This window comes from Ruegeria sp. (genome assembly GCF_028066395.1).
Taxonomy (GTDB): Bacteria; Pseudomonadota; Alphaproteobacteria; order Rhodobacterales; family Rhodobacteraceae; genus Ruegeria.
The window spans coordinates 6,796-25,960 of record NZ_JALCBM010000030.1; the positions used below are offsets into that span (position 1 = coordinate 6,796).

Sequence of the window (19,165 nt, forward strand, 5' to 3'; positions counted from 1 at the left end):
GCATTTCCCCGATCACGGCATTTTCGGCGAAGAACACGGGTTCGAAGGTCAGGACCGCCGCGAGGTCTGGATTGTCGACCCGATTGACGGCACCCGGTCTTTTCTGTCCGGCCACCCGCTGTTCGGCTTCCTGTTGGGGCATCTGGTGGATGGCAAGCCGGATATCGGTGTCATCGGCATGCCTGCGCTGAACGAGGTTTTTCTGGGCGTGCCGGGGCAAGGTGCCACGCTGAATGGCGAACCGATCCGGACGTCGACTCAGACCCGGTTGGACCAATCCATCCTGTTTGTGAACGAGGGCGACAAGATCCACCGGGATTACCCCGTCCTGTTCGGCCGTCTGATGCAATCGGGGCAAACCCGCCGCTTTACCTATGACTGTTACCCGCACGCCCTGCTGGCTGCGGGCTATGTGGACGCGGTGATTGACTATGATCTGCAACCCTATGACTATCTGCCCGTTCAGGCCGTCGTCGCCGCTGCCGGAGGCATTATGACCGATTGGGATGGCAAGGCGCTGGACCTGAACTCTGATGGGCGCGTGATCTCGGCAGCCACGTCCGAGTTGCATGCCGAGATGCTGGATCTGGTGCGCGGGTAACCCAAAATGGCGATTGTCAGTTTTATCATAAGCCTTGCCGGAGCGACCATGCTGCTGCTGTACGCGGTGCGCATGGTGCGTACAGGGATCGAGCGCAGCTATGGTGCCTCGTTCCAGCGGGTGATGACCGGCCAGCGCAGCTATACGCAGGCGTCGATGGTGGGCCTTACGATGGCCATCGTGCTGCAAAGCTCGGCCGCGGTTGCGCTGTTGTCCTCGGGGTTTGCAGCCAGCGGGATGCTGGGGTTTTCCACCGGGTTGGCGATTGTGCTGGGTGGCGATCTGGGTTCGGCCCTGATCATCCAAATCTTGTCGTTCAAACTGGACTGGTTGGTGCCTCTGCTGCTGGCGATAGGTGGTTACCTGTTCGTCAAGACCGAGGCGAAGAAGGCCCGGCAGCTGGGGCGTATCCTGATGGGGGTGGCCTTTATCCTGATCTCGCTGCGGTTCCTGCGCGAGGCGATGGACCCGATCCGCGACAGCGCCTTTCTGCCCGCAATCGCCGATTATCTGGCGCGGGACTATATCACCGCCTTTCTGGTCGGCGGCGCGCTGGCTTTTGTGATGCATTCCTCGGTCGCGGCAATCCTGATGTGTGTGACGCTGGTTCAGATCGGTGCCATTCCCTTTGCCGCTGGCCTGTCGCTGGTGCTGGGCGCAAATTTCGGCTCGGCCTTTATCCCGGTCTGGTTGACGCGCGGGATGGAGATACCTGCGCGGCGCATCCCCTATGCCAACCTCGCTTTACGTGGCAGTTGGGCTGTGGTCACACTGTTTGCGGCCAATCTGGCACTTCGGGGCGGGCTGTTGGGCGACCCGCAGGGTGGGCAGATGCTGGTCAACGCGCATCTGGCCTTCAACGCTTCGCTTCTGGTGCTGGCCCTGCCATTTTGTGGCCGCCTGCAGGGTCTGTTCGTGCGGCTGATGCCTGAACCGATGACGGCCAGTGCCGCTGCACAGAATGCGCGACCGGGCAGCGTTCTAGACATGCGCACCCTCGACAGCCCCAGCCAGTCGCTCTCCAGCCTCAAGCGCGAGCTTTTGCGGATGAGCGATCTGGTCGAGGCGATGTTTCGCCCCATGCTGGAGCTGTACCGGACCGGCGACAAGGAACAAATCCGTGCAGTGCGTGAGATGGATGAGGATGTGAACGACTGCCTGTCCGGCATCCGCCGCTATGTGGCCGCCATACCGGCCGATGGCTTTGGTAAGGACAACGCCAAGATCGCCCGCGACCTGATGGAATATGCCATCCGGCTGGAAACCGCAGGCGATGTGGTGGCCAAACGTCTGGCAGTGCTGGCGGCCACCATGCGCAAAAAGGGGGCCTCATTCTCGAAAGAGGGCTGGCAAGAGCTAATCGAGATGCATGAAAGCATCATGGCCAATCTCAAACTGGCCTCGAACGTGCTGATCTCGGATGATCTGGAAAGCGCGCGGTTGCTGAGCCTGGAAAAGACCGAGATCAAGCGGGCCGAGCGCGACAGCCGCAAACGCCACCTCAAGCGGTTGCAACATGGCACGACCGAAAGCTTTGAGACCAGCGATATCCATCTGGAAACCCTGCGCGCCTTCCGCGAGTTCAACAGTCATATTGCGGCAGTCGCTTATCCGATCCTCTACCGCAATGGGCAGTTGCTGGAAACGCGGCTGATCGAGGATATGCCGCAGGTTGAAGACAGCGAAACCGAGGTCAAGGGATGACCGCCCCGGTCGAAATACTCAACCCGACGGGCAAGGGCCGGGTGGTTGTGCTGTGCGAACATGCCAGCAACCGCATCCCGGACGAATACGATGGCCTGGGATTGGCCGAGGCCGACCGGACCAGCCACGCCGCCTGGGATCCAGGCGCGCGGGCCCTGTCACTGGCCCTGTCGCGGGCGCTGGACGCGCCGGTTGTGGCCTCGACGGTGTCGCGGCTGGTCTATGACTGCAACCGCCCGCCCGAGGCCGCCAGCGCGATGCCCGAGAAATCGGAACTGATCGCGGTGCCCGGGAATGTCGGCCTGACGCAGGCACAGCGCGATGCCCGCACGGCGGCGGTTTACGATCCCTTCTGCGCGGCGGTGGCCCGGGTTCTGGACACGCGCGGGCCGGACACGGTGGTGGTGACGGTGCATTCCTTCACCCCGGTCTACTACGGCAAGCTTCGGGCGGTCGAATTGGGCTTGCTGCATGACGACGACAGCCGTCTGGTCGATGCCATGCTGAATCATGTGGATCGCATCCCGCACCGCCGGACTGAGCGGAACCAGCCCTATGGCCCTGCCGACGGCGTGACCCATTCCCTGCGCCTGCACGCGCTGAGCCGGGGTCTGGCCAATGTCATGATCGAAGTGCGCAACGACCTGATGCGCACCGACGAACAGGTCGCCACCATGGCGACAGACATACTGGCGCTGCTGGAACCGGCGCTGAAGGATATCACGATCAGGGAGGGCGCATCGTGAGCGGAACACTCAGTTTTGACGATCTTAAATCGCGTGTATCGGCGGATGAGATCGACACGGTTTTGGTCTGCATGGTCGACATGCAGGGGCGTTTGATGGGCAAACGCTTTCATGCCGGTCATTTCGTTGCGGGCGCGTGGGAAGAGACCCATTGCTGCAACTACCTGCTGGCCACCGATCTGGAAATGGGCACGCCGGACGGCTATGCCTCGACCTCTTGGGAACGGGGCTATGGCGACTATGTGATGAAGCCTGATCTGGACACGTTGCGCCTGGTACCGTGGCTGGAAGGCACGGCGATGGTGATGTGCGACGTGCTGGATCATCATACGCATGAAGAGGTCCCGCACGCGCCACGCTCGGTCCTGAAAAAGCAGGTCAATCGTCTTAAAGAGATGGGCTATGAGGCGATGTGCGCGACCGAGCTGGAGTTCTTCCTGTTCGAGAAAAGCTTTGATGAAATCCGCAAGGAGGGTTTTCGCAATCTGGAGCCGATCTCGGGCTATAACGAAGACTATCACATCCTTCAGACTACCAAGGAAGAGCATGTGATGCGCCCGATCCGCAACCATTTGTGGAATGCGGGTATCCCGGTCGAAAACAGCAAGGGTGAGGCAGAAACCGGGCAGGAAGAACTGAACATCAAATACGCACCCGCGATGCAGACGGCCGAGTATCACTCGATCGCCAAAAACGCGGTGAAAGAGATTGCTTGGCAACACGGCCATGCAGCGACCTTCTTGCCGAAATGGCATCACGAGAAGGTCGGCAGTTCCAGCCATGTACATCAATCGCTGTGGAAGGACGGGGCGCCAATCTTTTTCGACGAAAAAGATTCGCTCGGCATGTCGGCGGTGATGAAAAGCTACATGGCGGGGCTGCTGAAATACGCCGCCGATTACACCTGTTTCATGGCGCCGTATATCAACAGCTACAAGCGGTTCATGAAGGGCACCTTTGCGCCGACGCGGATCATCTGGTCGGTGGACAACCGCACCGCCGGGTTTCGTTTGTGCGGCGACGGGACCAAGGCGATCCGGGTGGAGTGCCGTATCCCGGGGTCGGACATGAACCCCTATCTGGCGATGGCGGGGATGCTGGCCGCTGGGATCGCGGGCATCGAGGAAGGGCTGGAACTGCAGCCGCCCACCAAAGGCGATGTCTATCAGGGCGAGACGGGCATGATCCCGGCCAATCTGCGCGATGCGCGGGATGCGCTGCACGGGTCGGCGATGCTGCGGGCGGCGATGGGGGATGAGGTGGTTGACCACTATACCCGTGCCGCAGAGGTGGAGATCGAGGAATTCGAGCGCGTGGTGACGGATTGGGAAATTGCCCGCGGGTTCGAGCGAGCTTGAGGTTGGGTCAGGCTGGGGGCTCTGCCCGCCGCCATTGGTGCTCGAACCAATGGCGCACAAATGGCGGCTCCCCGGGATATTTTTGGCCAGATGAAGCAGGGGACCCTGTTTCTTTCGGAAATGGAGCGGACGTGGGGCAGGTTTTGCAATGTGTCTCGCCGATTGACGGATCGGTTTATGCGGAACGTGAGGTTCTGTCGTGTGAGGCGATGTTTGAGGTTGCGGGTCGGGCGCAGGCTTTCCACGGGGCGTGCGGGCCTGAGGATGTGTTCCTGAGCCATGACGTGACCAATGATCTGATTGCAGACAATGAGTTCGACTTCGTGAACCGGGCCGATTATCCAGACGCCGGGTTTTACTGGACCGGCTGAAAGAACACCGGGCGGGGTGGCGGATTGTCCGTCATCGGCTATCACAACCTGACACGCCCCAAATCCTACCATCTGAAGAAGGTAACATCATGAGCCTTGTTGGAAATTGGTCCTATCCGACCGCAATCAAGTTCGGCGCTGGCCGGATCAAGGAACTGCCCGAGGCCTGCGCGGCCGCCGGGATGAAACGTCCCCTGCTGGTCACCGACAAGGGGCTGGCCGATCTGCCGATCACCGCGGCGACGCTGGATATTATGGAGGCCGCCGGTCTGGGCCGGGGCCTGTTTGCGGATGTGGACCCGAACCCGAATGAAAAGAACCTCGAGGCCGGTGTCGCGGCTTACAACGCGGGTGGCCATGACGGGGTGATTGCGTTCGGCGGAGGCTCGGGTCTGGATCTGGGCAAGATGGTTGCCTTCATGTGCGGCCAGACGCGGCCCGTGTGGGATTTTGAGGATATTGGCGACTGGTGGACCCGCGCCGACGCCGCTGCCATCGCGCCGATCATCGCCGTGCCGACGACTGCCGGGACGGGGTCGGAAGTGGGGCGCGCCAGCGTTATCACCAATTCCGAAACCCACGCCAAGAAGATCATCTTTCACCCCAAGGTGCTGCCGACAGTCGTGATCTGCGACCCCGAACTGACCGTGGGCATGCCCAAGTTCATCACCGCAGGCACCGGTCTGGATGCCTTTGCCCATTGTGTCGAGGCGTTCAGCAGTCCGCACTACCATCCGATGAGCCAAGGTATCGCGCTGGAAGGGATGCGTCTGGTCAAGGATTACCTGCCGCGCGCCTATGCCGATGGCACCGATATCGAAGCCCGCGCCCAGATGATGAGCGCAGCGGCCATGGGCGCCACCGCTTTCCAGAAGGGGCTGGGCGCGATCCACGCCATGAGCCATCCGGTCGGGGCGGTGTTCAACACTCATCACGGCACCACCAACGCGGTCTGTATGCCCAGCGTTCTGGAGTTCAATGCCCCTGTGATCGCCAACCGTTTCGATCAGGCTGCGGCCTATCTGGGAATCGCGGGCGGCTTTGATGGGTTCCGTGCCTTCGTGCAGGAGTTCAACGACAGCCTCGGCATCCCGCGCAGGCTTGCCGATCTGGGGGTCACCCAAGAGGCTATCCCCGAACTGGTCAAAGGGGCAATCATCGACCCGTCCTGCGGCGGAAACCCTATCGCGTTGACCGAAGAAAACCTCTCGGACCTTTTCGAGGCGGTGATTTAACGGATTTGGCGGGCATGTGGCGATCTGTCATACCCGAATCCTGGTCCCGGCGCGTGGGCGGCGGGACAACCCTTTGAAATACAAAAAACGACTGAACAACCACGTTTTCCGCCAGTTTCCGGAAGGCTGGAAAAACAGATGCGATATGAGCCTGGATTTCACATAACTGTCGCAATCCAAATCGTATATCTGGACCTATCGAAAGGCTTCAACTGTCACTTTTGGACTGACAGCCCTGCGGGAAAAGTTTAGCCTGCACTTATAACAACAATTCAAAAATCCAACTAAGGGAGAACCTAACTATGACAACTCATAAAACCCTGAACCGCCGTACGGTGCTGAAAGGCGCCGGTGCTGCGGCTCTGGCGGCCCCGCTGTATAGCAAAAGCGCGCTGGCCTCTTCGGGTGAGATCAACATCCTGATGTGGTCGGACTATCTGCCGCCCAGCTTCATTCAGGAGTTCGAGACCCTGACCGGCATCAAGGTGAACTACACCGGTATCGGCTCGAACGAAGAAATCATCAACAAGATGAAGGCGACCAAGGGTCAGGGCTTTGACATCGTCTCGCCGACCAACAACCGTTCGCTTCAGTGGGAGCCGCTGGAACTGCTGCAGCCGTTCGACATGAACAAGGTTCCGATTGATCTGGTGAACCCGGCGATGGCCAAGATCGGCACCGAAGCGTGGAACTTTGGCGGTTCCGGCGCGCATTGGCTGCCGCATATCTGGGGCACCGAAGGTATTGCCTATCGCACCGACCTGTGGCTGCCCGAAGGTGACGCGCCGTCCTATGGCGATGTCTGGTCGGAAGAGAACGCGGGCAAGACCATGGGCCGGGCGCATTCGATGATGCTGGGCGCGGGTCTGTACATGGAAGCCTCGGGCGAGATGGAGCCGGGTTCGGTCTGGGCCGCATATGGTGACGAAGACACCATGCGCAAGGTCTGGGGTCAGATCACCGACTGGTGCATCGCGCGCAAGAACCGGATCAAGCTGATCTGGAACGACGCCGACACCCAGAAAAACGGCCTGCTGAACGAAGGTGTGGTTGTTGGCCAGACCTGGGACGGCCCGCCGCTGGCGCTGAAATCCGCTGGTGAGCCGGTGCATTATCAAGCTCCGGTCGAAGGTGCGATGGCCTGGGTTGATGGTCTGGCAATGCCGTCGGGTGCCGCCAATATCGATCAGATCTATGCCTTCATCGACTTTGCCTATCAGGCGAAGCCGGCCGGTGTGGCGATCGACAGCCATGGCTACAACTCGCCGGTTCTGGGTGCCGACCAGTATTCGGGCGACACCTACAAGAAGAACTTCGCCGAAGCCTATCCGGGCGACTCGCTGGCCAACCTGAACCCGTGGCCGGCCGAAGCACCCTGGTACGCGGAAACCCGGACCGAGTTCGTCAACAAGTTCAAGAGCGCCTGATCGTCTTGAAACAGGGCCCCTCGCGCACGCGCGGGGGGCATCCACCCGCCCACCATCCCGGTGGAGCGGATAATGATGTGGTGTGGCTGCCAGCCATATCTCAGGGAGATACCAAAGATGAGTGCAGGGGTCGGAGTAGATCTGGAAAGCCTGTGGATCCGTTTCGGTGATTTTGTTGCCGTGCGCGATGCGAATGTAAATATCAACGGGGGCGATTTCTTTTCGTTCCTTGGCCCCTCGGGCTGCGGCAAGACCACCATCCTGCGCGCCGTGTCGGGCTTTCTTGAGCCGAGCGAAGGCAATGTCCTGATCGGTGGCAACAACATGAAGGGCATCGGGCCGAACAAACGCCCGACCGCGCTGATCTTCCAGAACCTGGCGCTGTTCCCGCTGATGAAGGTCTGGGAAAACATCACCTTCTCGATGGAAATCAAGGGCGCCAGCGCCGCCGAGCGCCGCAAGCGCGCTGATGAGCTGCTGGACATGATCGCGCTGCCGGGGCAGGGGGACAAGCTGCCCAGCGAGCTTTCGGGCGGTCAGCGCCAGCGTGTCGCCATCGCCCGCGCGCTATGTGCCGAACCCGACGTGCTGCTGCTGGACGAACCGCTGTCGGCGCTGGACCTCAAGCTGCGTCAGCACATGCGGACCGAGCTGCGCGAGATTCAGCAGCGTGTCGGCATTACCTTCATCTATATCACCCACGACCAGGGCGAAGCGCTGACCATGTCGGACAACATCGCCGTCATGCGCGCAGGCGTGATCGACCAGATCGCCGATGGCAAGACCATCTACAACGATCCCAACACGGCATTCGCGGCCTCATTTGTCGGTGAAAACAATGTGTTCCGCGGCAAAATTAAACAAGTCATGGGCAATGAGGCGCTGATCGCGACCAACCGCTCGGGCGAGTTGGTGGCGCGGATCTCGACCGCCAACCAAGGCAAGATGAAAGAAGGCGACGACGCGATGATGTTCGTGCGTCCCGAAGCTTTTGCAATTGCACCCGATGGGGCCACCGGGGACCATTTCGTCACGGCCCGGGTCAACCACGAAGAGTTCGAGGGCAACGTCTTCAACATCTTCACCGAAGGCGAAGGCGGCAAAGAGATCAAGGTCTCGATCCCCAACCACGGTCAGTCCTTCGAAGACCATACAGGTCAGAACATCACGCTGGAATACGAGACCCGCAACGCGGTTCTGGTTCCTGCGGGTGAACTGGCCGCGGAATAAGGGGACCCGAGATGCCCCAATTCCTCAAAGAATTCTTCAACCGAAACGGCACCGGCATGGGGCTGGCGATCCTGGGTCTGGTCCTGTTCTGGACCATTGGCCTGATCATCCTGCCACAGCTGTCGATGCTGGACTTTTCCTTCCGTCCGAACCTGCCGCCGCCAGAGATTGGCGGTCCCAAGGACGTCTATACGCTGGAGAACTACAAGTATCTGATCTACGGGCCGGAAGGCGGTGGTCAGGACTATAACGTGGTCGACCTGAAGGTGTTTTTCCGCACGCTGCTGGCGGCGGTCTGTGTGACCATCTTCAACCTGATCCTGTGCTACCCGATCGCCTATTATCTGGGCCAGAACAAGGGCAATCACATCCGCATCTTCGCGATCATGCTGATCATCCCCTACTGGATCAACGAAATCCTGCGCGCCTTTGCGCTGCGGATCATCTTTGGCGAGACGGGTGTGCTGAACACGTTGTTCGTGGGTCTGGGCATCTGGGATACGCCGTTTGACTTCATCCGCAATGACATCGCGCTCTATGCCGGTCTGGGCTATGCCTATATCCTGCTGATGATCTTCCCGATGTATAACGTGATCGAAAGTCTGGACAAAAACCAGATCGAGGCCGCACGTGACCTGGGTGCGCCCTGGTGGCGGATTCACTGGCGCGTGGTCATTCCTTACGCCAAGCCGGGCATCAGCTCGGGCTGTACCATGGTGTTCATGCTGAGCGCCGGTGCACTGGCCGCACCGCAGATTCTGGGCGGGCCGTCGTCCCTGTGGTTCACGCAGCTGATCTATCAGCAATTCAACGACAACAATGACTGGCCGCAGGGGGCCGCCTACGCCATCGTTCTGCTGGTGACTTGTATCCTGTTCGTGCTGGCGATGATGCGCCTGTTCAAGGTGAATATGGGGGATATCGGGAAATGAATAATTCCTTCCTTCGTATAAGCATCTGGGTCTATCTGGCGATCTTCTTCCTGTATCTGCTGGGTCCGCTGGTGATCATGTCGATCACGGCGTTCAACTCGTCGGAATTCCCGCGGATGACGCCTTGGGAATGCCTGACCTTCCAGTGGTTCGGAGAGTTGATGCAGGATCAGCGCATCCTGAACGGCATCAAGAACTCGCTGATCATCGGTGCCGGGACGGTGGTCCTGTCGGTGGCGATGGGTCTGGCCGGTGCGCTTTTGCTGACCCAGATCTGGCCAAAACTGCGGGCGACCTACTACACGATCATCATCGCTCCGATCCTGATCCCGGGTGTGGTTCTGGGTATCTCGACGCTGGTGTTCTGGGACCGGATCAACCGGATGCTGGGGCTGGGGGCGGACAGCTTCCTGTCGAACGGCATCTTCCTGACGGTGATCGGCCAATCCACCTTTATCGCCAGCTACTGCATGCTGGTGCTGGTGGCGCGGCTGCAGCGTTATGACGTCGCCCTGACCGAAGCGGCACTGGATCTGGGCGCAAGCCATGCGCAAGCGTTCCGCAAGATCCTGCTGCCGTTCATGCGTCCGGCGATTGCATCGGCGGCGGTGCTGGCGTTCTTGGCTTCGTTCGAGAACTACAACACCACCACCTTCACCTTTGGCGGATACCCGACGCTGACGATCGAACTGGCGCAGAAAGTGCGCTATGGCATCACGCCCGCGATCTCGGCGCTGGCCTTCATCATCGTGGCACTGACCGTGTTCTTTGCCCTGCTGAACGAGGCCAAGCTGAAGCGTCAGGAACTGGTGGCTGCGGCCCGCAAGAAAGCCACGGTCGAGGAACTGGCAGGCAAGATCAAACTGCCCAGCTTCTTTGCCGGTAACATGGCAGCGGTCCTGCTGGTGGTGTTCGCGATTGCCACGATCACGGTGGTGGGTACGGCCACGGCCTACAACCCTGGCCAGTGTATCGCCAACGTGAAAGAGCAAAAGCGTCTGGAAGCCGAAGAGCGTATTCAGGAGCTGCGCAGACAACGCGAAGAGCGCCGAAAGCAGAACGAAGCCGAGCAGGGTGGCGCGACGCAATCCGCACCGAAGCCCTCGAACAACAGTGGTTTCGGCAATGTGTTTGCTCCGAACACGCTGGGTGGCGACGAAGGCACTGATGAGGGAGAGGAAGGTTCGAACAACGATACCCAACCCTCGAACAACAGTGGCTTCGGAGGGGCCTTTGACCCCAACAGTCTGCAAAACGACTAAAGAAAAGGGCGCCTTCGGGCGCCCTTTTCCATTTGTACCGTTGGCTTTTTTCTCAACCCGCCGCGCATAAGGCAAAGGCCGAAGAAACCGCGCCCTGACGGTCAATCCGCGTGAAACCGGGGCGGACGTTTTTCCAGAAACGCCGCCATGCCTTCCTGCTGGGCGGGCAGCCCATAAAGCGCGTGATACATCTGCCGTTCGTAGCGCAGGCCAACCTCCAGCGTACTGTGCTCGGCCATATTCACGCAGGCCCGCGCCATCTGGGTGATGTCAGCTGCGTAAGAGGCGATGGTTGCAGCCACCTCCTGCGCAGTGTCGATCAGCGCCTCGGGCGGAACAACACGGCTGACCAGCCCCATCTGCAACGCCTCTTGCGCGTCGATCATGCGACCGGTCAGGATCATGTCCATCGCCCGCGCTCGTCCGATCAACCGGGTCAGGCGTTGGGTGCCGCCGATGCCGGGAATGCAGCCGATCTTGATTTCGGGCTGGCCAAATTTCGCGGTCTCGGCAGCGAGGATAAGATCGCACATCATCGCAACCTCACACCCCCCACCCAGGGCATAGCCGCTGACGGCAGCGATCTTAGGCAGACGCAGGGCCGCGAACCTGTCCCATCCGGCGAAGAAATCGCTGGCCTGCATGGTGGCATAGGTCTGCACCGCTAATTCGCCGATATCGGCCCCGGCGGCAAAGGCGCGGTCATTGCCGGTCAGGATCAGGCAGCCGATGCCGGGGTCGGCGTCGAAACCGGTGGCGGCGGCCAGCACTTCCTCCATCACCTGCGTGTTCAACGCGTTCAGCTGATCGGGCCGGTTGAGGCGGATCGTTGCGACCCGCCCCTGCACTTCGGTTACAATCGTGTCATACATGATCAGCTGTCCCAGATTGCGCCATAGGCCGGGATGCCCAGGCTTTCCATGTCATGCACCACCCGGCGCGTCAGTTTCTGGTTCGAGATCACGATGACCGCCTCGGCCCCGCTGTCGCGCACCGCCTGCAGCGCCAGCGCCGACAGGTTGGGTTTGCCTTGCGAGTCCGTGTCCCAGATCAACGGGTCTTCGGTGTGGGCCTCGATCTCATCCACCAGCGCATCGCCATAGGTCTTGCGAGGGCTGCGGGTGGACCAGATCAGCCGGTTCGGGACATCGTCGGCCAGCAGATGCGGCAGGATTGGTCCGATGCCCGAGCCGGTGCCCACATAGACGACCTTCTTGAACAGAACCTCGATCCGCGCCACGCCCGAGGTGGTGATACCCTTGACCCAGACCTTCTCGGGCGGCGCATCAATGAACCGCCCGGTCCAGTCCCCCGCGCGGCTGATCGCCAGACGATAGCCGCTGTGGCCGGGCGAGGGGATATTGGCGAAGGAATGGTACTCGCCAAACGGACTGTGGCTGATCGCGTTGGAACTGCCTAGGAAAGGCGTATCGCCATAGTCGAACCGCGCAATCACCGCGTGGTTTGACGGCTTCACGATCTCGACCTTCACCCGCTTCAGTGTCAGCCAGGGAGACAGGATCGACAGGGTGATCAGGCACAGCATCCAGAAGGCCGGGCTGTGCAACAGATCGCCACCAGTGTCCCGAGTGATCGACACGGTCTGCGCCCAGAACAGCGCCAGAACGGTCCAGCCGACAAAGCGGTGGATCTTCTCGAACCCGTTGTGAAAGCGCGCGCGGATCGGTCCAAGGGCGGTGATCACCATCAGGCTCATCAACGCCACCATCACCCCGCTCAGGCCCAGTGTCAGGTCCGAGGGAAGGGTGGCTTCGTTCATCCGGTTCCAGATCATCGCATAGAGCAGAAAGCCGAACCAGATCGTGCCCGCAACCGTGCCGCCGGAATGCAACCCTCCGAAATGAAACACCTTTCCGGCGCCCCAGCGTATCCATAGCGGCCATGAGGTTGGCACCCGGGTGGCCAGCCAGAACAGGGCGTTGACCACCCGTTGCTGCCGGATCAGGATGCCAAGGCTCAGGTTGATCAGCGCCATGTCAGCGATGGGGCCAAGCGCATAGGCCCCATGCGAAAACCAGACCCCGTCGCGCAGGCCGGTGGCAAACACATACAGGTTCACCGCAGCGACCAGAAAGGCCAGACGGCGATACTCCATCAACGCGGGGTGGCGGGTGACCCGGCGCCAGTTGCTGGCGCTTGTGTCCAGATTTGTGGTTTGCGTGGTCATCAGTGCATCTCCGGCCCGGTTTCGGCGATGTGGGTCTGCGCCAGTTCCAGCAGCAGCCGCTTGTCCAGCTTGCCGCGCGGGGTGCGGGGCAGGGTGTCCATCGGCATCACCACGGTGGGGTTGCAGTAATAGGGCAACCGGTCCGCCACCGATTGCGCCGCCCGTTTCGGGCAGGCCGACGCCGGAGAGATAAAGCTGACCAGATTGCGGCTGTCATATTGCAGGGTCACCGCCTGCTGACAGCAGGGCGAGGTTTCAAGCGCGTTGGTCACGCTGTCCAGTTCGACCCGGAAGCCGCGTATCTTGACCATGTCATCGACGCGCCCGAAATGCTCCAGCTCTCCGGTCGGGGTCCAGCGGCCCAGATCGCGGGTGCGGAACATCATATGGCCGGGGCGGAACGGGTCGGGGCGATAGCGCTCGGCGGTCAGGGCGGGGTTGGCCAGATATCCGGCGGTCACGCAATCGCCGCCTGCCCACATCTCACCCTTCTGCCCGATGGGCAGGGGCTGCAGGTTCTCGTCCAGAACATAGACCGTGTTGTTGGGCGTCGGGCGCCCAATGGACAGGGTGGGCTTGTCCGGGCGGTGCGGCTCGGCGGTGTTGATGATCGTGGTCTCGGTCGGCCCGCAGGAGTTGTAGAAGGTGCTGAAGGACGACCACGTATCAGCCAGCGGGCGTGGGCAGGGTTCGCCCGCGACGGCGGCCACCCTGACCTGCTGACAACGGCTATGGTCCAGCGCATTCAGGATCGAGGGCGTGGCGATCAGCACATCCACCTGCTCGGCCGTTTCCTGAATCGATTTGCCGCGAATAACCAGCGTCGCGCCATTGGCGAGCGCCCCCAGCGTCTCCCACGCGGCCATATCAAAGGCGATGGAGAGGATCTGCCCGACCTTCAGCCCCGGTCGCATCCCCAGATCACCGGGCGCGGTCAGCAGGATATTGGCCAGATTGCCATGGGTCACCTTCACCCCGTTCGGCACGCCCGTTGTTCCGGACGTAAACAGGATCATCGCCAGATCATCTGGGGCAGGGGCATAGCGGTGCGGGTTGGGTGCGGGGCTGTCCAGCATCGGGTCGAACATCACGGTGTCGATGCGGATCAGGGTTTGGTCCGGCTCTACCGGGACCTGGTCGGCCACATGTGACAGGCTCAGCAGCACTTTCGCGCGGGTCACCTTGGCCACGTGGCGCATGGTTTCGGTCGGGGCGACGCCAACATGCTGCGGCACGTAAGCCGCGCCCAGCTTCATGGCCGCCACGATGCCCACCACCATCTCGATCGAGCGGTGCAGGAACAGGCACACCGCATCGCCACGCTTTACGCCATGGGCACGCAGCACGTTTGCCAACCGGTTCGAGGCGTCGTCCAACGCCCGATAGCTCAGCTGATATCCGGCGCATTCGACGGCGATTGCGTCAGGATGGTGGCGCAGGCTGTGCCGGATCGCGTCCGCAATCGTGGCATGGCGCGGCTGCACCTCTGGGCCCCAGCCAAATCGTTTGAACTGCTCCCGGTCCTTGGGCGCAAGCATGGTCAATGCGCCTGCCGGAATGGACGAGCATGGAGGGAAGGATGTCAGGGGGTGAATGTCTTTCGAAGGATTTACAGCAAAATTCTGCATAGCGTTCTCCGTTAACAAGGGGGTCACGCTTTAGTGATAATGGGAAAATTTCCCACCAATTGTCACAATTGATCACGATATGGTCACGAAGCCGTAAAAATGGTTAACGACCAATAGATGTAATCTGCCAAAGACTTTTAATGAGTGCCGCGATGTCGACTGCCCCGAAGCCTCCTCTGGAATCCGCGCTGCCTGCGTTGCTTGAGCCTTTGGCGCAAGCGATGGTGGCGCATGGCGTGACAATCGGCACCGCGACCGAGGCGTTGAAAAAGGCGCTGCTGACGGCGGCCGAGGCGACATCGGAGGTCAAGCTCAGCGACAGCCGGGCCAGCCTGCTGACCGGGTTGCATCGCAAGGATGTCAAACGGCTGCGTAATCTGGATGACGACACGCCCGAACGGCGCAGTTGCAGCGCCGCGGCGCTGGTGATCAGCTATTGGGCCACCTCGCCCGAGTTTCAATCCACGGACGGCACCCCCCGCGATCTGACCCGCAAGGGCGACAAAACCGGGCCGGGTTTTGACGATCTGGTGCGTCTGGCGCGGGTCGATATGGCATCGGGCACCGTTCTGAACACGCTTCTGGATCAGAAGATCGTCGAAGAACTGAAGACAGGTCAGCTGCGCCTGCTGTCCCACGCTTTTCTGCCGTCGGGTGGTGGGGCCGAACAGGTGGCCGCCTATCAGGCAACCCTGTCGGCGCATCTGACAGCGGCGACGCAGAACCTGTTGGCCGAGCCCGAGGCGGCCCGCAATTTCGACCGCGCCGTCCGCTATTCGCATCTGTCCCCCGACTCCGTCGAAGAGCTGCGCCGTGCCTCTGACACGCAGGCGCAGGCGCTGTTGCAGGACATCAACGCGCTGGCCCGGGCTTTGCAGGACAAGGACCAGAACAAGGGATGTCGGGGTCGGTTCGTTCTGGGGGCCTATATCCTGGCGTCACCACCGGACGCCCGGGGTGAACAGCGGCAAGAGGATGCCTGAGCATGGTTTGGTTTCGCCGGGGTTTGGCCGCGTTGCTGATGGGTTTGTGGCTGTCCGCCGCCGGGGCGCAGGACAGTGAGGAACGGGAAGGCGGGATCATCGGCACCGGCATTGTCGGCACGATCACCCATCTGGGCAGCATCCATGTAAACGGCCAGCATATCCAAATCGATGGCACGATGCCGGTCAACGGGTCGGTCACCGCCCTGACGGCAGGCGGGCTGCGCCCGGGTCATACGGTTGCCGTCATCGTCACCCGCGACGGCAACGACTGGCAGGCGCAACATATCCGTCAGGTCCTGCCTTTGGTTGGTCCGGTCAGTGCCATAAGGGGCGGCGATCTGACCGTTCTGGGCACCCGGATCGATGCCCGGGACCTTGCACCGGACATCGGCGTCGGCGATTGGGTTGCCATCAGCGGCTTGTGGCAGGATGACCGGGTGCGTGCCTCGCGCATCGACAGGCTGCCCGGTCCCGCGCCCGAGGCTCGGCTGAGCGGGACTTACCTTGGCCCCGATGCAACCGGGGGTCTGACAATCGGTGGCAGCAGCATTACCGGCCTGACGCCCCGGCATCTGCAGGCCGGTGATCTGATCCGGGTCCATGGCCAGCCCACCGCAGACGGCATCCGCGCCACTCGTCTTGAAACCGGGCTGTTCGATGAAGCGGTTGGCGTGGTTCAGGTCGAAGGCTACTTTTCCGCGCCGCGCCCCGGTGGGTTGTACACGGTGCTGGGCAGCGGCTTGGTCGCCTATACGGATCGCCCCGACATGATTGATCAGGACGCCCGCGTCATTCGCTGCGGTCAGAGAGGACAGCTTGACGCGGCGACTGGACCCGATCAGACCATGCAGCTCCTTACCGTGCTTGGGTGCTAGGGTCGGGCCCGTGCCTGATCCAGCGACGATAGCCCGATCTGCGCCATGGTGGTGTCCAGCTCGGCGCTGAGGACCGACCAAAGCTGCTCCAGCCCGGCCTCGCCCTCGGCCGCGATGGCGAATTGCATGATGCGTCCGAAAAAGGCGAAATCGGCCCCGCTCTGCAAGGCTTTCATGACGTCCTCACCGGATCGCAGCCCGCTGTCGAAAAACAGCGGGAAATCATCCCCGACTGCATGGCGAATATCCGGCAGGACCGAGATCGGAGGTGGAGCGCTGTCCATTTGCCGCGCGCCGTGGTTCGAGACCTGAATGGCATCGACACCCGCGGCCTTTAACGCCCGTGCATCCTCGGCATCCAGAACGCCCTTGACCACCAGATTACCACCCCATTGATCCCTGAGACGGGCCAGCGTCTCCCACGTTGCTTTGGCGCGGCTTTCGGTGCGGTCGAAATCGTAACCGTCCATCAGGAAATTCGCCATCTGCGGCTTGCCCCGCAGCAACGTATTCAGCGACCAGCGCGGGTGCAGGGCAAAATCCAGCACCTGACGCGGGCCCATTCGAAACGGCATCTTGAACCCGTGGCGTAACTCGCGCGGGCGGCGGCCCAGTTCGGGGACATCCACGGTCAGCACCAGTGTTTCGTACCCGGCGGCCCGGGCGCGGTCGACCAGCTTGAACGTACCCGACCCGTCGCCGCTGAAATAAAGCTGGAACCAGGCGTGGCCCTCAGCCTCGACAATCAGATCCTCCATCGGGGTCGAGGAGACGGTTGAAACGCCCAGAGGCACGCAATAGCGTGCGGCCAGACGAGCCAGCATCAGATCGGCTCCGGGGGCGGACAGGTTGCACATCCCCATCGGCGCGATCCCGAACGGGCGTTGCGCAGGCTGGCCAAAGACCGAACTGGTCATGGACCGGTCGCTGACATCGCGCAGGATGCGCGGGCGCAGGGTCACGGCGTCCAGCGCAGCCCGGTCGCGCGCGGCCCCGGCCTCACGCCCTGCCGCGCCGTCGATATAGTCGAACACCATCCACGGCAGACGCCGCCGCGCGATGCGGCGGGCGTCGTCGGCACTGTGGATGGCACTTGTGCCCATCAGGCCTGAACGGCCTTCATAAAGCGGTCGCGGATCACCACCGGGTCCATGGTGATGACCGGCATCTTTGCATTGCCGCTTTCGCATTTGGCCACGATGATGGTCATCTGCTTGGCATCCAGCGCCTCTTGCAGCACCCGGCCCGTATCCTCGGCGGCGCATTCGATCACCCGCTCGCACCCCGCAGCCTCGGCCATTTTCGACAGCGAGGTCTTCTGGCCGGCATAGGTCGGTTGATCGCCGGTAGACCCGTAAGAACCATTGTCGACGATCAACAGGATATAGTTATCGGCCACATTGTTGGCGATGGTGGGCAGGGTGCCCAGATTGGTCAGGATCGAGCCATCCCCATCGATCACGATCACCGGCTTGGGCTGCGCCAGCGCCAGTCCCAGACCGATGGAGGATGCCAGCCCCATTGTGCCCAGCATGTAGAAATTGGTCGGCTGATCGTCGATGGCATGCAGTTCCTGGCTGGGAATGCCGATATTGCAGACGACAAGCTGATCACGCAGGATCGGGGCGATTTCTTTCAGAATCTCAGAACGGATCATTGGTCGCCATAGCCTCCCCAGAAATTGGCGTCGGTCAGGATGGCGACCGGCTTGTTGCACATGAAGGTGTATTTCAGGATCGCATCCAGTTCCTCGACATCCGCCTGATGGTGGAAATGGTAGGTCGGGATGTTCATCTGCGCCAGCAGCGCTTTGGTATGGACAGCCATCTCGACCTGACAGGCCACCGGCTCGCGCAGCTCACCCCGATACGAGATCAGCATGGGCAGCGGCATCCGATAATACTGGATCAGCGTGGCCAGCGTGTTGATCGTGACGCCGATGGCGGTGTTCTGCATGATGATGGCGGGACGTTTGCCGCCCATCCATGCGCCCGCGCACAGGCCCATCCCCTCGTCTTCCTTGTTCGAGGGGATGTGAAAAATCTCATCCCGCGCGTCGATTTCCTCGATCACGCCTGCAAGTTGCTTGCAGGGCACGGTGGTCACGAACGAGATGTCGTTCGCCACCAGATCATCAGTGATCTTCTTGTCTATGTTCATATCCGGTCTGTCTGTCCTGTATGAGGCCGACCTGCATAGGGTCAGCCGGTTACAACCCGCGATGCACATGCACCGCACAACTTGCGTGACGCACCACGCGCGAGGCGGTCGAGCCCAGAAAATAGTCGCTGAGCCCCGGTTTGTGCGAGCCGATGACGACGCAATCGACCTCGTTATCCGCCGCATAGTCGATGATGGTGCGCGCCGTGTGGCCCTTGACGATTTCCGCCCGGACGCCGTCCAGCCCTTCAACCTTTTCCATCAGGTGAATCCGGGCGCGCTGAAAGCCTTCCTCCACCGCGCTTTTGTCCAGATAGGCGCTGACCGAGCCCTGCGGCATTTCATAGACATGCAGCGCGATGATCTCGGCCCCCTCGGCGGACAGGGCGCGGGCCACTTCCAGCGTGTGTTGCGAGATGCCGTGATCCAGCGCCATCGGGACAAGAACTTTTTTATACATTG

18 protein-coding genes and 1 pseudogene are annotated in these 19,165 nt (G+C 61.3%); 12 read left to right on the top strand and 7 right to left on the bottom strand.

The annotated features are described in order from the left end of the window. The 10 genes and pseudogenes from MPJ51_RS11110 to MPJ51_RS11155 form a co-directional block, all read left to right on the top strand. Positions 1 to 601: inositol monophosphatase family protein (locus MPJ51_RS11110; RefSeq protein WP_298386207.1), on the top strand; the 601-nt coding region annotated here is incomplete at its 5' end. A 6-nt stretch (positions 602 to 607) separates the two neighbouring features. Next, a complete protein-coding gene (locus MPJ51_RS11115; RefSeq protein WP_298386210.1) occupies positions 608 to 2,305 on the top strand; it encodes a Na/Pi cotransporter family protein in 1,698 nt (565 codons plus the stop codon). After that, on the top strand, positions 2,302 to 3,051 hold the full coding sequence (locus MPJ51_RS11120; RefSeq protein ID WP_298386214.1) for an N-formylglutamate amidohydrolase: 750 nt from the start codon (positions 2,302 to 2,304) through the stop codon (positions 3,049 to 3,051). Before MPJ51_RS11115 ends, MPJ51_RS11120 begins: the two co-directional genes overlap by 4 nt. Then, positions 3,048 to 4,409, top strand: coding sequence for a glutamine synthetase family protein (locus MPJ51_RS11125; RefSeq protein ID WP_298386217.1), 1,362 nt, complete (start codon positions 3,048 to 3,050; stop codon positions 4,407 to 4,409). The genes MPJ51_RS11120 and MPJ51_RS11125 overlap by 4 nt, the downstream gene beginning before the upstream one ends. Before the next feature lie 320 nt (positions 4,410 to 4,729). Continuing rightward, positions 4,730 to 4,873: pseudogene (locus MPJ51_RS11130) on the top strand (aldehyde dehydrogenase); the annotation flags it as partial. Continuing rightward, positions 4,870 to 6,015: an iron-containing alcohol dehydrogenase gene (locus tag MPJ51_RS11135; RefSeq protein ID WP_298386219.1), complete on the top strand. Its 1,146-nt coding sequence runs from the start codon at positions 4,870 to 4,872 to the stop codon at positions 6,013 to 6,015. The pseudogene MPJ51_RS11130 and the gene MPJ51_RS11135, both read left to right, overlap by 4 nt. Positions 6,016 to 6,317: 302 nt before the next feature. After that, positions 6,318 to 7,442 carry an extracellular solute-binding protein gene (locus MPJ51_RS11140; protein WP_298386221.1) on the top strand — a complete coding sequence of 375 codons (1,125 nt, stop codon included), beginning with the start codon at positions 6,318 to 6,320 and terminating at the stop codon, positions 7,440 to 7,442. Between the two features lie 117 nt (positions 7,443 to 7,559). Then, positions 7,560 to 8,672 carry an ABC transporter ATP-binding protein gene (locus MPJ51_RS11145; protein WP_298386223.1) on the top strand — a complete coding sequence of 371 codons (1,113 nt, stop codon included), beginning with the start codon at positions 7,560 to 7,562 and terminating at the stop codon, positions 8,670 to 8,672. An 11-nt stretch (positions 8,673 to 8,683) separates the two neighbouring features. Continuing rightward, entirely contained in the window at positions 8,684 to 9,604 is a 921-nt protein-coding gene (locus MPJ51_RS11150; protein WP_298386226.1) for an ABC transporter permease, read from the top strand. After that, the gene (locus MPJ51_RS11155; protein ID WP_298386230.1) at positions 9,601 to 10,866 is read left to right on the top strand and encodes an ABC transporter permease; all 1,266 of its coding nucleotides are present in this window, start codon (positions 9,601 to 9,603) and stop codon (positions 10,864 to 10,866) included. Before MPJ51_RS11150 ends, MPJ51_RS11155 begins: the two co-directional genes overlap by 4 nt. Positions 10,867 to 10,967: 101 nt before the next feature. On the opposite strand, the gene MPJ51_RS11160 is transcribed toward MPJ51_RS11155, so the two are convergent. From MPJ51_RS11160 to MPJ51_RS11170, 3 genes are read right to left on the bottom strand one after another with little or no spacing between them, the layout of a single operon-like run. Beyond that, a complete protein-coding gene (locus MPJ51_RS11160) occupies positions 10,968 to 11,738 on the bottom strand; it encodes an enoyl-CoA hydratase-related protein (RefSeq protein ID WP_298386233.1) in 771 nt (256 codons plus the stop codon). Between the two features lie 2 nt (positions 11,739 to 11,740). Beyond that, positions 11,741 to 13,054 carry a hypothetical protein gene (locus tag MPJ51_RS11165; RefSeq protein ID WP_298386236.1) on the bottom strand — a complete coding sequence of 438 codons (1,314 nt, stop codon included), beginning with the start codon at positions 13,052 to 13,054 and terminating at the stop codon, positions 11,741 to 11,743. Continuing rightward, positions 13,054 to 14,682: an amino acid adenylation domain-containing protein gene (locus tag MPJ51_RS11170; protein ID WP_298386238.1), complete on the bottom strand. Its 1,629-nt coding sequence runs from the start codon at positions 14,680 to 14,682 to the stop codon at positions 13,054 to 13,056. The genes MPJ51_RS11165 and MPJ51_RS11170 overlap by 1 nt, the downstream gene beginning before the upstream one ends. Positions 14,683 to 14,834: 152 nt before the next feature. Here MPJ51_RS11170 and MPJ51_RS11175 point away from each other — a divergent pair, with 152 nt between their 5' ends. Together MPJ51_RS11175 and MPJ51_RS11180 are read left to right on the top strand one after the other, a co-directional pair. Further along, positions 14,835 to 15,665, top strand: a complete 831-nt coding sequence (locus MPJ51_RS11175; RefSeq protein ID WP_298386241.1) for a DUF6502 family protein — start codon at positions 14,835 to 14,837, stop codon at positions 15,663 to 15,665. A gap of 2 nt (positions 15,666 to 15,667) precedes the next feature. After that, positions 15,668 to 16,543: a DUF5666 domain-containing protein gene (locus MPJ51_RS11180; protein ID WP_298386244.1), complete on the top strand. Its 876-nt coding sequence runs from the start codon at positions 15,668 to 15,670 to the stop codon at positions 16,541 to 16,543. Here the strand turns inward: MPJ51_RS11180 and MPJ51_RS11185 are convergent. From MPJ51_RS11185 to MPJ51_RS11200, 4 genes are read right to left on the bottom strand one after another with little or no spacing between them, the layout of a single operon-like run. Continuing rightward, the gene (locus MPJ51_RS11185) at positions 16,540 to 17,646 is read right to left on the bottom strand and encodes an alpha-hydroxy acid oxidase (protein WP_298386247.1); all 1,107 of its coding nucleotides are present in this window, start codon (positions 17,644 to 17,646) and stop codon (positions 16,540 to 16,542) included. The genes MPJ51_RS11180 and MPJ51_RS11185 overlap by 4 nt on opposite strands. Then, positions 17,646 to 18,200, bottom strand: coding sequence for a sulfopyruvate decarboxylase subunit beta (comE, locus tag MPJ51_RS11190; RefSeq protein WP_298386250.1), 555 nt, complete (start codon positions 18,198 to 18,200; stop codon positions 17,646 to 17,648). Before comE ends, MPJ51_RS11185 begins: the two co-directional genes overlap by 1 nt. Next, positions 18,197 to 18,703 carry a sulfopyruvate decarboxylase subunit alpha gene (gene comD / locus MPJ51_RS11195; protein ID WP_170362110.1) on the bottom strand — a complete coding sequence of 169 codons (507 nt, stop codon included), beginning with the start codon at positions 18,701 to 18,703 and terminating at the stop codon, positions 18,197 to 18,199. The genes comE and comD overlap by 4 nt, the downstream gene beginning before the upstream one ends. 49 nt (positions 18,704 to 18,752) lie before the next feature. Further along, entirely contained in the window at positions 18,753 to 19,163 is a 411-nt protein-coding gene (locus MPJ51_RS11200) for a universal stress protein (protein ID WP_298386258.1), read from the bottom strand. Between the last annotated feature and the right edge of the window lie 2 nt (positions 19,164 to 19,165).

Excerpts from the sequence above, each read along its gene's own strand:
- MPJ51_RS11115 (WP_298386210.1), top strand. The coding sequence starts at position 608 with ATGGCGATTGTCAGTTTTATCATAAGCCTTGCCGGAGCGACCATGCTG.
- MPJ51_RS11120 (WP_298386214.1), top strand. The coding sequence starts at position 2,302 with ATGACCGCCCCGGTCGAAATACTCAACCCGACGGGCAAGGGCCGGGTG.
- MPJ51_RS11135 (WP_298386219.1), top strand. The coding sequence starts at position 4,870 with ATGAGCCTTGTTGGAAATTGGTCCTATCCGACCGCAATCAAGTTCGGC.
- MPJ51_RS11140 (WP_298386221.1), top strand. The coding sequence starts at position 6,318 with ATGACAACTCATAAAACCCTGAACCGCCGTACGGTGCTGAAAGGCGCC.
- MPJ51_RS11145 (WP_298386223.1), top strand. The coding sequence starts at position 7,560 with ATGAGTGCAGGGGTCGGAGTAGATCTGGAAAGCCTGTGGATCCGTTTC.
- MPJ51_RS11150 (WP_298386226.1), top strand. The coding sequence starts at position 8,684 with ATGCCCCAATTCCTCAAAGAATTCTTCAACCGAAACGGCACCGGCATG.
- MPJ51_RS11155 (WP_298386230.1), top strand. The coding sequence starts at position 9,601 with ATGAATAATTCCTTCCTTCGTATAAGCATCTGGGTCTATCTGGCGATC.
- MPJ51_RS11160 (WP_298386233.1), bottom strand. The coding sequence starts at position 11,738 with ATGTATGACACGATTGTAACCGAAGTGCAGGGGCGGGTCGCAACGATC.
- MPJ51_RS11165 (WP_298386236.1), bottom strand. The coding sequence starts at position 13,054 with ATGACCACGCAAACCACAAATCTGGACACAAGCGCCAGCAACTGGCGC.
- MPJ51_RS11170 (WP_298386238.1), bottom strand. The coding sequence starts at position 14,682 with ATGCAGAATTTTGCTGTAAATCCTTCGAAAGACATTCACCCCCTGACA.
- MPJ51_RS11175 (WP_298386241.1), top strand. The coding sequence starts at position 14,835 with ATGTCGACTGCCCCGAAGCCTCCTCTGGAATCCGCGCTGCCTGCGTTG.
- MPJ51_RS11180 (WP_298386244.1), top strand. The coding sequence starts at position 15,668 with ATGGTTTGGTTTCGCCGGGGTTTGGCCGCGTTGCTGATGGGTTTGTGG.
- MPJ51_RS11185 (WP_298386247.1), bottom strand. The coding sequence starts at position 17,646 with ATGGGCACAAGTGCCATCCACAGTGCCGACGACGCCCGCCGCATCGCG.
- comE (WP_298386250.1), bottom strand. The coding sequence starts at position 18,200 with ATGATCCGTTCTGAGATTCTGAAAGAAATCGCCCCGATCCTGCGTGAT.
- comD (WP_170362110.1), bottom strand. The coding sequence starts at position 18,703 with ATGAACATAGACAAGAAGATCACTGATGATCTGGTGGCGAACGACATC.
- MPJ51_RS11200 (WP_298386258.1), bottom strand. The coding sequence starts at position 19,163 with ATGTATAAAAAAGTTCTTGTCCCGATGGCGCTGGATCACGGCATCTCG.